Raw genomic sequence first — 14,729 nt, forward strand, 5'->3', positions numbered from 1 at the left:
TTATCGTTCACTCACTCCTGCTTGGGCGATCTAGCCCTTGTATGCGCCGCCCCCAATCATTATCATCCCTAGTCTTTATTTATGAATGGCCTGAGTAGGGCTGACTGTAACATTTGGAGAAGCACTATGAGTGACAGCATCGTTCACGTTACCGATGCCAGCTTTGAGGCCGAAGTTCTCAACGCCGACGGCCCCGTTTTGGTTGATTTTTGGGCAGAGTGGTGTGGCCCTTGCAAAATGATCGCCCCTGTTCTGGATGAACTGGCCGGCGAATACGAAGGCAAAATCAAGATCTGCAAAATGGACGTTGATGCTAACCAGGGCACTCCAGGCAAGTTCAATATCCGTGGTATCCCTACCCTGATCATCTTCAAAGGCGGTTCTGCCGAAGCGACCAAGGTCGGCGCACTGTCCAAAGCCCAGCTGGTAGAGTTTATCGACGCCAGCCTGTAAGGCTTTCGTGGAGAGGCCCAGCCTCTCCACCCGCCTGATTTTCCGTCAGGCGGATGCAATTTTGCACACATGGGATTTACCCGCTATACTGCATCCAACAGTTGATGGTCTGATCCACTGCTGTGTCGGTTCCCAACCGTTCACCGCGCCTTGATATCAACAGATATCTCGATACCAAGAAAGTTACGAATTAGACTCTCGCTGACTGAATTAGAACAAGCCCCCAATCTCTACCCCTGCTCTCCACCGACCACTTTGGCTGTTTGCTCATTTTCAAGCAACTAAAAGTCAGGTAACTAAGAGTCAGGCAGCTAGGATAAAACCAGGCAAGTGATTGCGCGCTTAACAAACCAACAAGACCAAACAGTTTACCCCTAATTCGTTTCTACCAACATTTGCCGATACCAGGCCAACTTCCCTTTTATGTCACTAGCTGTCGAGAAAGCTAAAGTCGCACTTATGAATCTAACTGATCTGAAAAAGAAACCCATTGAAGAACTGATTAACATCGCTAAAGAAATGGGTATGGAGAACCTCGCACGTTCTCGCAAACAAGACATCATCTTTAACATCCTTAAACGCCACGCCAAGAGCGGTGAAGACATCTACGGTGATGGTGTACTGGAAATCCTGCAGGACGGCTTTGGCTTCCTGCGTTCCGCCGAGGGTTCCTACCTGGCGGGCCCGGATGATATCTATGTTTCTCCCAGTCAGATCCGTCGCTTTAACCTGCGCACCGGTGACACCATTTCCGGCAAGATTCGCCCACCGAAAGACGGCGAGCGTTACTTTGCCATGCTCAAGGTTAACGAGATTAACTTTGATAAGCCGGAAAACTCCAAGAACAAGATTCTGTTTGAAAACCTGACGCCACTGTTCCCCAATGAGCGTCTGGTACTGGAAGCCGGTAACGGTTCCACCGAAGATTTAACCGGCCGTGTAATCGATCTGGTTGCCCCTATCGGTAAAGGTCAACGTGGCTTGATTGTCGCACCGCCAAAGGCCGGTAAGACCATCATGATGCAGAACATCGCCCAGGCGATTACCCGCAACAACCCTGAGTGTCACCTGATCGTTCTGCTGATTGACGAGCGTCCGGAAGAAGTAACCGAAATGCAGCGCTCTGTGCGCGGCGAAGTGGTTGCCTCTACTTTCGATGAGCCACCTTCACGTCACGTGCAAGTTGCAGAGATGGTGATCGAGAAGGCCAAGCGTCTGGTAGAACACAAAAAAGACGTGGTTATCCTTCTCGACTCCATCACCCGTCTGGCCCGTGCCTACAACACCATTGTGCCATCCTCCGGTAAAGTACTGACCGGTGGTGTGGATGCCCACGCTCTGGAACGCCCCAAGCGTTTCTTCGGTGCCGCACGTAACATCGAAGAGGGCGGTAGCCTGTCGATTGTTGCCACCGCACTGGTAGATACCGGCTCGAAAATGGACGAAGTGATCTTCGAAGAATTTAAAGGTACCGGTAACCAGGAACTGAACCTGGATCGCAAGATCTCTGAGAAGCGTGTTTACCCAGCCATTAACGTGCGTAAGTCCGGCACCCGCCGTGAAGACCTGCTGATGCGCGAAGATGAAATGCAACGTGTATGGATTCTGCGCAAGCTGCTGAACGATATGGAAGATGTCGCTGCCACCGAGTTTATCCTCGACAAGCTGAAGGACTTCAAGACCAACGATGAGTTCTTCCTGTCGATGAAGCGCAAATAAGCACTACACGACAGTCCGTATAAAAGATCCCTGGCCTACCCGCCGGGGATTTTTTTGCCCCCAAAAAAACAAAACCCGCCTTTGCAGTGCAAATGCGGGTTAACAACAGAGAGCTTGGGAAAGCTATTTATTATTGTTGATGTTCGTCTAATTTGTAACGATCTTACTTGTTTACAGCGTAAGCCTTGCCCAACTCATCAGCCTTTAACGGCGTTTTATGCTGAACCAGGTATTCACGAGCCTGTTTGTAGTCCCAGGCTTTAATACGCAGCTTGTAAAAGCACACGCGTTTCATATCGTAGTTTTCTTCCGCTGCACACTGAGCACGCATCTCTTTGTAGTCGGCAACGATGGTTTCTGACATTTCAATCAGAGCATCTTCATTGGCATTGGCCTTAACGCTAAAACCTGCGGCGAATAAAATAGCCAGCGCAGCCCATACCGGGGCATAATTTTTGATCACGTTCATAGCACCACCTCATCAGTAAGTGGCGCTCATACTAAAGACTGAAGATTGCAGATGTGTTACTTCACAATGACACTTGTTACTTTTTTTCTCGATAGAGCGTCTTTTCCAGGTTGCCGATCAAATTTCAATCAACGTCATAATAAAATTGTGCCGCTGTTAAACAATTTCAGCAGATAAACACAATCCATTGAAATAATTCCGCAATATCCACAGCGCTGTGTTCAGACTCCGGTCATACATATTGGCTATACTTACCCTCTTTAAGACCGAATTTGTTACCCCATTATCTCAGGAGATACCCCATGGAATGGCTTGATACCCTACAAGCACTCACTATCGCCTATGCACCCAAGTTTTTACTGGCGCTATTAACACTGGTTATTGGTTGGAAACTGGTGGGGGTTGCGCTCAACCTTATCAACAAAGCTCTCGAGCGCAGCAATACAGAACCAACACTGCAACGCTTCCTGCACAGTTTGGGTAATGCCTTACTCAAAGCGCTGTTAATTATTACCGTTGCCGGCATGGTGGGTATTGAAACCACCTCGTTTATTGCCGTTCTTGGTGCCGCGGGTTTAGCCATTGGCCTGGCATTACAAGGCAGCCTGTCAAACTTTGCCGGCGGTGTACTTATCCTGTTGTTTAAACCGTTCAAGGCAGGCGATTTTATTGAAGCCCAGGGCCAGGCCGGTGTAGTGGAAGAGATTCAAATATTCACCACCATGTTAAAAACTGGCGATAACAAAACGGTCATTATCCCTAACGGCCCACTGGCTAATGGTAATATCATCAATTATTCCACCAAGTCCACTCGCCGCGTCGACTTTGTCTTTGGTATTGGCTACGACGACGATATCGATAAAGCCAAGGCCACCCTGCAATCGATTATCGATGCCGATGAGCGAATCCTGAAAGATCCGGCAAGCCTGATTGTTGTTTCAGAGCTGGCCGACAGCAGTGTAAATTTCACTGTCCGCGCCTGGGTGAATAGCGCCGACTACTGGGGCGTATATTTTGACACCACCGAAACGGTTAAAAAGCGTTTCGACAGCGAAGGGATTTCCATTCCCTACCCGCAACAGGATGTGCATATGCACCAGGCATCCTGAGCATAGGCAGGGCGCAAGCAGCGCCCTGCCTATAAATACCCTTGCTCAGTAAGTTAGAAAATGTTCGGCTAAAGACTGCTGCAACTTTAACTGTTTTACAAAATCATCGACCTGACTGCGCACACCACCAGACAGTGAATTCAACTCTTCCACCGCATCCCTGACACCCAGCAAACTGCCGTTAATATCCTCGCTGGCGACAAACTGCTGCTCTAATGCCACTGCAACCCCTTTAGTCACTTCGCCTACCTGATCGGAATTTTTATTGATGGACTCAAAGGCCTGTACTGTAGACGTTAGCGAGCTTTGCATAGAATCAGATAAGGTCTGACAGCGTTTAAGCGCCAATTCAGTATCGCGCAACGTAGTTTGAAACGCTTCAACAATGCACTGGATATCTTGAGTCGACGTTTGTGTTTTTTGCGATAAAGCCCTGACCTCTTCTGCCACCACGGCAAAACCGCGACCATGTTCACCGGCTCTGGCCGCCTCGATAGCCGCATTTAACGCCAGCAGATTAGTTTGCTCGGCAATAACACCGATCATATCGAGCACTGTATCGATTTGGGCACTGTCACTGTGCAGCTGCTGCATATGCCGGCTTAAGGTCTGTATCTGAGCAGAAACATCATGCATGGCGTTGCCAATATCATCGACCTCGCGATTACCATCAGCCAACAGATTACGAATATTATCCACGGTTTCCGAGGCATGCACTGTTTGGCCACTGACCTCCTGTACCGAAGCCACCATTTGCTCCATCGCTACCGATACCTGGTCGAGATGCCCCATCTGATGACTTAACTGACTGCAGGTTCGGGCATGACTGTGCGCCGCCTCATGGGCAACATGGGTCACCGCATCTTGACCGTCGCGAATACGCGCCAGCGAAGCACGCAGCTGTTTGGCTAACATCATCTGAGCGAGGTTAATCGCGCCGGCTTCCGAACGGTCACCGGTATAAATGAATTGGGCCAAGGGATCATCAATAACCGTACGGGCGTTTTTTACCAAACAAGTGATAACACGCTGTATTTTCCACAGCACACCTAAACCAATGGCACCGCAGATCAACGAAATCCACCAAGCCAGTGACGGAATCTGCATAACCAAAAACAGTAAGGCCAACAACAAACAGTAACCACTCAGATTAAATGTTGGCCATGTAAACGCGCCCTTGTCTTGTTTTAATCGGTCGTACACGAATTCTGCTCGCCGTTTCTCTGCCTCGCTGGGTTTAGTTCTTACCGACTGGAATTCACTGATCTTGCCTTGCTGATCGGCTACCGGGGTTACAAACGCATCGACCCAGTAATAACCCCCATCTTTGGTACGATTCTTCACCAACCCCATCCAGGCATCATCTTTTTTTAAGGTTTGCCATAAACTGCCAAATGCCTGTGATGGCATATCCGGGTGGCGAACAAGATTGTGAGCTTGACCCATTAATTCTGCATGGGAAAACCCTGACACCTGACAAAAGCTTTGGTTTGCATCGGTAATAACACCTCGCAAGTTTGTGGTAGAAATAAGAAACTGATCGTCCTGTAGCGTAATCTCACGATCAAAGACTGGCTGATTGTTGCGCATTAAGGACCTCCATGACATCCGTAACATCGCCGATCAAATCGTGAGGGCGAGAAAAATAATAGCCCTGCAACAATAAGTTATCGACATTTAACAGCTGAATAAAATCCATTTGCTCTGCAGACTCAATGCCTTCCACCACAACCGTGGCCCCCAGTGATTGGCAAAGTTGCAGCATAGCTTTAAAAATCATGCGTCGACGGGGGCTGTGTTGAATATCAAGTAAAAGCTGTCTATCGAGTTTGACAATATCGACCTGAAACTGGCTCAGATAATCCAACGTAGAATAACCCGCGCCAAAATCATCTAGCGCAAGAATAACACCTTGATCTCTTACCCATTGAAAAATATAAGAAGCGTCTTCAACTGCCACGGGCAAAGCTTCCGTTTCAGTCACTTCAAAAATAAAACGTGATCGCTCCAAACCGCTTTCATCGATCAACTGCAAGACATCGTTAATTAATTGCCGATTGGTAATTTGAGGTAAGTTAAAATTGATTGACAGACTAACGGAGGAGTCAGCGAGAATATCAGCGGGTAGTGAACGTAGAAGTTTATTGACGACATAGATCGCCAACTTATACAGATAACCGTTTTTCTCGGCGATGCTGATAATTTTCACCGGTGATATACAACCCAACTGAGGGTGAAACCAACGTAACAGGAATTCTAATGCCGCAATACGTTGAGTACCGTGATCCAGTATTGGCTGGGCAGCCAAATGCAATGCATCCTCTTCGAGCCCACGTTTTAGATGCTCAAACAACTCATCGTCATCGATCTCACATTCAGCCTTGGGGAATAAATTGCCTAAAGCGGTACGACTTTTCGCCTGCTCCAGTGATACTTCAGCACGTCGATAAAAATCTTTGACATCAAGGTGGCCACTTAAGCCATGAGCAGTACCGATAAACAGGCGAGGCTTTAACTGATCAAAAGCCAAAGCTACCGGCTCAGTGAGTACCTGTGGTGAAATAAGAGAGAACTCTCGAATAGCTCGTGCTGACTGTGAAATTAACACAGCAAAGCGCCGTTGCGTTAATCGATAGACGCTACCAGCCGAGCCGACAAGGTTGATTAAACGCTCTGCCAGAGCCTCTGCAATCTCCTTACCGCCAACCTTGTTAGAGAACTCAATTAATACCAGCTCGCAGGGCGAATAATTCTTGCAACCCGTCTCAGCGGTCAAATCCAGATTCAGTAACTGTTGATTGCCAACACCGGTTTCAGAATCATAAAAGCCGTATTGATCAGGCTCACCACCCATCACATCAGTGATATTATCACTAACTGATAAATAGCGAGTTGGCTGGCCCAGTGAATTATTGATCGGCGCAATGGACTGCATCGACCAGTATAAGTCGCCATTCTTTTTGCGATTTAAAATACGCCCGCGCCAGACTTTTCCCTCCTCGATTCTGCGCCACAACTGTTTATGTAACGCAGCAGGTGTACGCCCGGAGTTGAGCAAGCCTGGCGTCTTGCCAATCACTTCATCGGCAATATAACCCGTCACATCGGTAAAACGCTGATTGACAAATTGAATCGTACCATCGATATCTGTTAGCACTACGGCCGCGCCTGACAACTCAATTAAATGTTGCCATAAGGTGCTATCCAGCTGAACATCCCCGACCATTAATGCAAACCCCTGCTATTATTCTATTCCCTGTAAACGACCGCTTAGTGTGCTGCTTGATTTGCGTCAACTAAACTTCACTGTGGCATGCGTAATATTTATATCGGTGGTTTTTCAGTTTGTGAATAGCAGTCTATGCCTTGACAAAGGCCAGTCGACATCATGTCAAGTTTCGATTGACACATCGCGATATACTTTAGCGATAAAATACTTCTTACATTGCCAACTGACTGGCGGGGCAAATCAGGAATTGCTTTAGGAGTTACTGTGGGAGCAAAAGGCAGCCCCCCAATCACCGTTATTGATCGCCTGCGATCAACCCTGACACATAAAGGAATCAGCATTACCCAACTTTCTGATTACCTGGGCGTGAGTCGTCAGGCGATATATAACTGGATGAAAAACGGGATAATAAGTCAAAGATATGTCGAACCACTCTGCATCTATTTAGACATCAAAGCAGAGTGGCTGCTTTTTGGCGCCTACCCAGAACACAGCGTTATTAACAACTGTTACTTAACTTGTGAACTCAAGAATACCTTGATCGAATTGTTGCTTGAAAACTACGAACTGGTAGCAGAGCACAATATTCTAACGCAAGCCATTCAATGGCACGGCGCATTTATTAGCGGGACACAACAGAACACCTTACCAAAAGATACAGACAGCATGCGCGAGTGGATAGACCCTGATTACTACCACATGTTTCACCATGCGCTACTGCGTTACCACCTATATCAAGACAAACAGAAAGTTATTTTTCCGTTACACCAAGATATAGAAAAAACCAACCGCTGGTTAGAATTGGAGTTTAAAAGCCAGTGCAACAACCAAATCATGATCTATACGTTGCAACCTTTTAAGCCCTAATTCGATTTTCGACGTAATGTGTTAACCATGCCTTCGGTATTACTTTCTCGCATAGCGATTAATCTATTTGTTTCTCCAACATGCCAATCGCGCGCTTGATCGCCTTCATGCGCCGCTTTTTACGGGTGATGGATTCCTCATCATCCTGCTTTTCATCCAGCGTCTGTTTTAATTCGCTGTAGCTGTCCTTCAATTCTTTAATTTGCTGAGCTCGCTCGGCTTTATCAAACACCAGGTCTTCAGGGCTGTCACTGGAATTGTTCGCTTGTACAAACTTGCGCTCGGGAATAACCGCTTCGGTATTCACTCGCTGATTCATAAAGCCGGGCGATACAATTTCAATACCGCGACGATGCAACTGATCAATCATCTGCCGGCGCAAATCAGAACGCATCGACAGCAGCTGTTTTACATTGCCTAAAAAACCCGATGCGCGATAAACAACTGAGAAATCCGTCAGCTCCATGATATAGACAAATCCCTCTTGCAATCCGGCCGCTTCAACCGCTTCTAGTAGAGCTTGTTCAACCACGCGGTTATCCACATCGTAACCAAGGGAAACTTCCGCTGAAATCACCGTACCCTTGGAATGCACCACTTTAACCGGGTGCGCAGCCAAATAGGTGTTAGGGATGGTGAGCAGATCCCGGTCCTGGGTTTGGATTTCTACATGGAACAAGTCCTGTTCGGTCACCCGGCCAAAGAACTCGCCCACCTGAATAAAATCGCCAACGGCAAAACTGCGCAGGGAGCGCAACATAAAACCCGCCATGGCATTGGCGGCGATGGTAGGGGAAGAGAGGGTAATAATGGCGGTTAACAATAAACCCAGCAAGGTAAGCAATTGACCGCGCATGGAGCTGTCGATAGGCATCGCCAGGATAATGCCAACAATGGCCGTCAGCCCAACAACCAGTGCCAGTATCTGTTCGCGAAACCGATGCCCTTCGATCGCACTGCTGCGTTTGAGAAACACCAGCTTCATCAACAGGGCTGCCACGGCCACTATGGCAAGCACTGGCAACCAGTTAACCAGTAGAAGGCCTAGCGAGGAACTGGTGATTTTATCTATAACGTCCATTTATTCATGACCCTCAGGCCACCCTCCCACATCTTTTGTAGAGCTGTTAGTACCTTACTAAACATAAACTATTGTTAATCTTTTGGAAATCCGGCCTTTATGCCTGCTGGGGTAGTCTAAACCCGTACTTAAACAGATCCAAAAACAAGGAATTATCCCATGAGCAAAACCAACAGCATCATTGCCCTTACCCTGGCCGCGATTACCTTCAGTGCTAGCAGCCTGGCAGTGGATGAAGACAACTACCCGCAAGCCAGTAAAACCCTGGCTAATGCCGATGTGAGCACCAGCGAGATGCTGGAGCGTATTGAAGACAAATACGCCGATACTATATACGGCTACGAACTGGAGGAAATTAATAACCGTTTCTTCCACGAGGTGAAAATGGTGGACCAGAACGCGTCCAAAGTCACCACCCTGTTAATTGATGCCAAAACCGGCCAGTGGATCGAACGGGTGCACCCGATCAATACCCTGAGCGAAATGACCGAAAAGCAGTCCATGCTGCAAGCCATGGAAACAGCCAAGGTGGATATGCGTGAGGCCGTAGCAGCCATCAGCCTGAGCGATACCATGGTCGTATCGGAAGTGGATTTCGAACAGGACAATGGTGTAAGTTACTTCGAAGTAGAGACTGTTGGCCCGACCGGTGATACAGAATGGTCGGTAAATATCGAAAACCGCCGCGTCACCGCCAGCTAAGATGTAATTGCACACACTGTTAGGATTGCCATGAAAGCACTTGTGGTCGAGGACGACCAAACCACCCTGGACTACATTGAGAAGGGCTTTAAGGAACAGGGCTTTAACGTCGATACCGCCAGCAGCGGTACCGACGGCCTGTATCTGGCAACCAGCAGTGACTACGATATTATTATCCTCGACCGCATGCTACCGCAGATGGACGGTGTTACCTTGCTTTCTGCCCTGCGCGCTACCGGCAATGCCACACCGGTTATCTTCCTGAGTGCGCTGTCCCATGTTGATGAACGCATCAAGGGTTTGCAGGCCGGTGGCGATGACTACCTCACCAAACCTTTTTCTATTCAGGAACTGCTGATCCGCGCCGATTTACTGATTCGGCGCCATCAACCTGTACAGCAGGACAGCTCACAACTGCAGCTCGACGATCTGTGTATGGACTTGCTGGCCCATAAAGTGACGCGCAAGCAACAGGAAATCAAACTGCAGCCCAAAGAGTTCCAGCTTCTTCGCTATCTGCTGGAACACCAAAACCAGGTCGTCTCCCGTACCAAGTTATTTGAAGCGGTTTGGGATTATCACTTCGACCCTAAAACCAATGTGATTGATGTGCATATCGCCAAACTGCGCAAAAAACTCGAAGCTGGTGGAGCCAGCCAGCTTATCCATACGGTTCGCGGTGCCGGCTATATCCTGCGCACGCCAGAGGCCTAGGCCTTGTTAAAACTAACGCCTTATTGAGACTGTAGAGAGTATCGCTGTGTGGTTAACGCGGGTTAAACAATTTACCCAAACATCGATCTGGCGCTTCACGCTTATGTTCACCGGCGTGGTGTTAATTGTCTGCAGCGCCACCCTTAGCCTGGTTTACCATCTCACCATTGGTGAGCAACGCCGTGAATTACACCAACGGGTGCACTTGGCCAGCCAGGGCTTTGTCGATCTAACCAAGGCGGAATCGATTACAGCAGAAGACCTGCTCAATGCCATCGAAGAGCGCCTGGAAGATGACCGTACATTGTTTTTAGTGTTGGGTCATGCCGGTGGGGTTACCGGCAAGATCCGCCACTTCCCCGCCAGCTTTGCCACGTTTCCACGCAGTAACTATGTCACGGTCGAACATATCAGCTCACGGGGCAAACGCCGATCCGAGGTGGTGGTTGGCTCGCAGGTGGATACACCTTTCGGCCCGCTGATTGTCGGTTTTTATGAAGGTAAACAGGCACAGCTGGAGCAGCGCTACTTTCGCGCCAGTGCATTGGTATTGATCGCCACGGTATTGATCAGCCTGGTCGCCGGTTTTATCTATAACCGTCGCGTCCTGGCCCGCGTCACAGCCATGACCCAACAACTGCAAAACATCCAGTCCGGTGAACTCAAGCAACGCTTAGCGCTTACCCCCCATGAGGATGAATTCGATTTGCTCTCTGAGCATATCAATCAGATGCTGGACGAAATCGATGGTCTGGTCGAGTCCATTCGCGGCGTCACCGACAATATTGCCCACGATTTGCGCACCCCATTGTCACGGATGCGTATCAGTATTGAATCGCAGCTACAGCAACAGACTGACGAAGAATCCTGGCTGTTACCACTACTGGAAGAGATTGACCATATTATCGCCACTTTCGATGCAATGCTGGAGCTGGCTCGCCTGGAGAAAGGCAGCCTGGATGATCAGCGCCAGCCCTGTGATCTCGACAAGATCTGTCGCGATGCCATCGAACTGATGGAACCGATTGCCGAAGATAAATTGCAGTTGCACTACCTCGCCCCTGAGAACGGCAATCATGCCGTAAAGACAGTGATGGGATCACCACACCTGTTATTCAGGGCGGTATACAACCTGCTCGATAATGCCGTGCGTTATACGCCCGCTGGCGGCAAGGTAACCTTGCAACTCACCGGCAACAGCATCATTGTCAGCGACAACGGCCCCGGTATTCCTGCAGAACACCATGAGCAAGTCTTTCAGCGCCTGACACGTCTGGACGCCAGTCGGCACAGTAAAGGGTTTGGTTTAGGGCTGGCGATAGTACAGGCAATCGTAAAACTGCATCACGGCCAGATTGACCTGGCTGATAACCAACCGGGGCTGAAAGTCGAAATTACGTTTTAACCAAGGGCATTTTAATCTGGCGGTCTAACCCGGGCGATAATCTCTACCTTTTTCAGCTTCGATGATCACGGGAGCAGAATCATACTCATCTTCATCCTGCAAAGCACCTCCCTTTATCAAATGGCGTAACCGAAACTGCATCCAGCAAGCCGCCAGGAATACAAACGGTACCATCAATAGCCCAACCAAAAGCATCCACAGGGTCAACAGCAGATTTATTGCCACATTAAAACACTTTTTCATCAGCGGATTACCTCGCTATTACGGTGTAATCACAGCATAACCTGAACTTAATAAACGCCTGGTTTTCAAAAAATGAATTTTTGTTAATACAGCAGGTCCGCGCCATACAAACTGCGCAGACCTGTTGATACATCGATTAATTATCAGCAGCACATCTAAAGCCGATCACATAACCCTGACCCTGAGGCGAGTAACCAAACCTTAAGGTACTGGTTAAACCTCCATCAAGACGCATCGTCCAGGCACCCCCACGGACCGTTTTAAATCCAGTATTGGCGGTAGGCCCTTGCGGGTTATCTTCTGGGCTGCTGGCGTAGTAATTATCGCTGTACCAGTCTGAGGTCCATTCCCACAAATTACCGGACATGCCCACGACACCAAACGGCGAATCACCTTTACCCTCACCTTGATAAACCGGTGTCGTCGTGCCTAAACCACAACCTGGCATAGGTAACTCTGCTCCATTCTCATCCATAGAGGCATGCTCACAGGTCGCAGGTTCATCACCCCAGGGGAAGATTCGTTTATCCATATTACCACGGGCAGCATACTCCCATTCTGCCTCCGTCGGTAAACGTCGACCTTCGAACTTACACAGATTCTGGGCCTGAGCGTAATCAACACAGTTTACCGGATGATCACTATTCCAATTAGGAAACTCCCAGTTACAAGCGCCACCTATGAATGGTTCGGTACATTCACCCGCATCGACACAGTTTTTATAGCGTCGAAATGTCACTTCATATTTATCAATCCTAAATGCATTCAGCTTTACCTGGTGAGCAGGTTTGCTATTTTCTTGACATAATTCATCAGCGCGAGCGTGATTACAGCCCATCTCAAAACTGCCTGCAGGAATATCGATCATCGATTGATCATCAAATGATTGGGCAAGTACTGTTGAACTACTTATTAATGCCAATATCGGCAGAAACATTTTGGTTACATTTTTCATGTTTTTTTCCTTTCTCTACTCAACTGTATTTTTCGTTATGCAGTTTTACTGTGCACACCGAAATCCTACCGCTGGACTGAAATTCTCGGGGGCATAAAAGAAACGTGTTACCGTACGTAATTCTTCAGGCTTACGCGCATAAATATCTCCGCCGCGAGCTACTTTATAAGCTCCCTGTCGTGGCCCTTTGGGGTTATTGTTAGACGCACTGTAATAGTAATAATGGCCATACCAATCACTAACCCATTCCCACATGCTACCGGCCATATCCATCGCCCCATAAGGCGAAGCGCCGTTGGGCTTGGAACCCACTTCTGGTGCGGTGCCTTCACCACACGCCAAATTACCGCCATTAGGGCCATCCATCGCGGCTAAATCACAACTGGGCTTCTTATTACCCCACGGATAAAGACTCACAGTATTTGCACGCGCTGCTTTTTCCCATTCAGCTTCTGTCGGTAAACGCTTACCTTCATATTCACAGAAATTTTTGGCTTTGTACCAAGTCACACAGTTAACCGGTTTATTTTCCACACCCGGCCAGAAGTAATTACAACTTCCACCTATGCCCAAATCTTCACAATAACCATCATCAATACATTTTTGATAGCGCCCAAAGGTCACTTCGTACTTATCTATTTTAAAACCTTTAATCCACACACGTCGCAACGGCATTTCACTCTCAAAACAGTCCGGGTCTACCGATTTATTACAACCCATATGAAAATAACCACCCGGCACGGACACCATCTCTGAAGTATCCATCGAGTAGGCACTAAAGCTTGCTAATGCACTTGCAAGGGTCAGCACTAGCGTTTGTAAACTTACTCTCTTACTCATGTTTATTCTCTCCACAAATTTATATATCACTGCATAGCAGTGCCGATGTTACTTCCTAATGTGTAAACTCTTTTATCAAATGAATCCTCCTGCGTTGTTTAACTTAAGCGTTATTCATTTTTTTCAGCACGCAAAAACCCGTCACAGCGAAATATCGCTGCTAAAAAATTTCTGAACCAGAGTGGAATTTAGTTAACTGGCTGCGGCATTTTTATCCTCCGCAGAAATATCAGAGAGTCCCATAATCGATGACAGGGTATAAGCAATACGCTGCTTCATATATAGACGGCTTGCATCATCATGGGCGTTATTAATCATTGAAACGCTGCACAACCACAGCACCGACATCATTTGAAAGGCATCCAATTCTGGATTGGGTGTTTGGAGTTTGCCAAAAAACCACTCGATGGCTTCCATATCCATCTTGTCTTGTCGAGATAACTCCTCTTTAAAATAGCCATGACGCTCTGTTTCGTTGCGAAACAGTTGATCCAGTTTCATGAATGCCTGGCCTTTATCAGACGGAGAGGCGACGATATCCAGAGCCTCTTCGACATATACCTCAACAATTTTTTGCCGAATAAGCGGACTCATGACGTCCTGGCCTTTGAATTTCTTGAGGATCCTTTTGCCCATATTGCGACGAAACTTCATTGTCTCGGCATAACTATCTAAATAGTAGGTAAATGCCTTGTTAATCAGACTCGGGATATCCTTGAAGTAGTAAGCTATTGCGCTATGACTTACGCCAGACCTGTCAGCAACCGTTTTATATTTTACGCCTCCAACACCATCGCGCAGCACCACATCCAGGGTCGCCTGCAGAATAGCCTGCTGACTGGCACGGCCATCGGAACGATCAGAAAGCGTTACATCGGGTTTTGCTTCCTCAGAGCTGGGGCCGGAATTGGAATTGGGGCTGACGTCTGGCATCTGCGGTTCA

The 14,729-nt window shown here is 48.0% G+C and carries 15 protein-coding genes; 7 read left to right on the forward strand and 8 right to left on the reverse strand.

Annotation, left to right across the window (positions count from 1 at the left end):
* The first annotated feature begins 126 nt into the window (after positions 1–126).
* Positions 127–453, forward strand: a complete 327-nt coding sequence (trxA, locus tag ACGHZ6_RS23810; RefSeq protein ID WP_390616566.1) for a thioredoxin TrxA — start codon at positions 127–129, stop codon at positions 451–453.
* 459 nt (positions 454–912) lie between these two features.
* Entirely contained in the window at positions 913–2,172 is a 1,260-nt protein-coding gene (gene rho, locus ACGHZ6_RS23815) for a transcription termination factor Rho (protein ID WP_390616567.1), read from the forward strand.
* A gap of 163 nt (positions 2,173–2,335) precedes the next feature.
* On the opposite strand, the gene ACGHZ6_RS23820 is transcribed toward rho, so the two are convergent.
* Complete coding sequence (locus ACGHZ6_RS23820) at positions 2,336–2,641, reverse strand: hypothetical protein (RefSeq protein WP_390616568.1); 306 nt, start codon at positions 2,639–2,641, stop codon at positions 2,336–2,338.
* Between the two features lie 302 nt (positions 2,642–2,943).
* On the opposite strand from ACGHZ6_RS23820, the gene ACGHZ6_RS23825 reads away from it, so the two are divergent.
* Complete coding sequence (locus ACGHZ6_RS23825) at positions 2,944–3,750, forward strand: mechanosensitive ion channel family protein (RefSeq protein ID WP_390616569.1); 807 nt, start codon at positions 2,944–2,946, stop codon at positions 3,748–3,750.
* Between the two features lie 45 nt (positions 3,751–3,795).
* Here ACGHZ6_RS23825 and ACGHZ6_RS23830 read toward each other — a convergent pair whose 3' ends face one another.
* Together ACGHZ6_RS23830 and ACGHZ6_RS23835 are read right to left on the reverse strand one after the other, a co-directional pair.
* Positions 3,796–5,340 carry a methyl-accepting chemotaxis protein gene (locus ACGHZ6_RS23830; protein ID WP_390616570.1) on the reverse strand — a complete coding sequence of 515 codons (1,545 nt, stop codon included), beginning with the start codon at positions 5,338–5,340 and terminating at the stop codon, positions 3,796–3,798.
* Positions 5,315–6,976, reverse strand: coding sequence for an EAL domain-containing protein (locus tag ACGHZ6_RS23835; RefSeq protein ID WP_390616571.1), 1,662 nt, complete (start codon positions 6,974–6,976; stop codon positions 5,315–5,317). The genes ACGHZ6_RS23830 and ACGHZ6_RS23835 overlap by 26 nt, the downstream gene beginning before the upstream one ends.
* Positions 6,977–7,243: 267 nt before the next feature.
* On the opposite strand from ACGHZ6_RS23835, the gene ACGHZ6_RS23840 reads away from it, so the two are divergent.
* Positions 7,244–7,846 (forward strand): helix-turn-helix domain-containing protein, encoded by a 603-nt coding sequence (locus tag ACGHZ6_RS23840; RefSeq protein ID WP_390616572.1) that lies wholly within the window; start codon positions 7,244–7,246, stop codon positions 7,844–7,846.
* A gap of 58 nt (positions 7,847–7,904) precedes the next feature.
* Here the strand turns inward: ACGHZ6_RS23840 and ACGHZ6_RS23845 are convergent, their stop codons facing one another.
* Positions 7,905–8,927, reverse strand: a complete 1,023-nt coding sequence (locus tag ACGHZ6_RS23845) for a mechanosensitive ion channel family protein (RefSeq protein ID WP_390616573.1) — start codon at positions 8,925–8,927, stop codon at positions 7,905–7,907.
* A 159-nt stretch (positions 8,928–9,086) separates the two neighbouring features.
* On the opposite strand from ACGHZ6_RS23845, the gene ACGHZ6_RS23850 reads away from it, so the two are divergent.
* From ACGHZ6_RS23850 to ACGHZ6_RS23860, 3 genes are read left to right on the forward strand one after another with little or no spacing between them, the layout of a single operon-like run.
* Positions 9,087–9,629, forward strand: a complete 543-nt coding sequence (locus ACGHZ6_RS23850; protein WP_390616575.1) for a PepSY domain-containing protein — start codon at positions 9,087–9,089, stop codon at positions 9,627–9,629.
* A gap of 30 nt (positions 9,630–9,659) precedes the next feature.
* Entirely contained in the window at positions 9,660–10,343 is a 684-nt protein-coding gene (locus ACGHZ6_RS23855; protein ID WP_390616576.1) for a response regulator transcription factor, read from the forward strand.
* A 46-nt stretch (positions 10,344–10,389) separates the two neighbouring features.
* Entirely contained in the window at positions 10,390–11,748 is a 1,359-nt protein-coding gene (locus tag ACGHZ6_RS23860) for a sensor histidine kinase (protein ID WP_390616577.1), read from the forward strand.
* A gap of 24 nt (positions 11,749–11,772) precedes the next feature.
* Here ACGHZ6_RS23860 and ACGHZ6_RS23865 read toward each other — a convergent pair whose 3' ends face one another.
* The 4 genes from ACGHZ6_RS23865 to ACGHZ6_RS23880 all read right to left on the reverse strand — a co-directional run bounded on the left by ACGHZ6_RS23865 (position 11,773) and on the right by ACGHZ6_RS23880 (position 14,719).
* The gene (locus tag ACGHZ6_RS23865; protein ID WP_390616578.1) at positions 11,773–11,991 is read right to left on the reverse strand and encodes a hypothetical protein; all 219 of its coding nucleotides are present in this window, start codon (positions 11,989–11,991) and stop codon (positions 11,773–11,775) included.
* A 136-nt stretch (positions 11,992–12,127) separates the two neighbouring features.
* Positions 12,128–12,946: a formylglycine-generating enzyme family protein gene (locus ACGHZ6_RS23870; RefSeq protein ID WP_390616579.1), complete on the reverse strand. Its 819-nt coding sequence runs from the start codon at positions 12,944–12,946 to the stop codon at positions 12,128–12,130.
* Between the two features lie 45 nt (positions 12,947–12,991).
* Positions 12,992–13,786: a formylglycine-generating enzyme family protein gene (locus tag ACGHZ6_RS23875; RefSeq protein WP_390616580.1), complete on the reverse strand. Its 795-nt coding sequence runs from the start codon at positions 13,784–13,786 to the stop codon at positions 12,992–12,994.
* A gap of 192 nt (positions 13,787–13,978) precedes the next feature.
* A complete protein-coding gene (locus ACGHZ6_RS23880) occupies positions 13,979–14,719 on the reverse strand; it encodes a TetR/AcrR family transcriptional regulator (protein WP_390616581.1) in 741 nt (246 codons plus the stop codon).
* Between the last annotated feature and the right edge of the window lie 10 nt (positions 14,720–14,729).

Source organism: Maricurvus nonylphenolicus (assembly GCF_042854845.1).
In the GTDB taxonomy this organism is placed as follows: domain Bacteria; phylum Pseudomonadota; class Gammaproteobacteria; order Pseudomonadales; family Cellvibrionaceae; genus Maricurvus; species Maricurvus nonylphenolicus.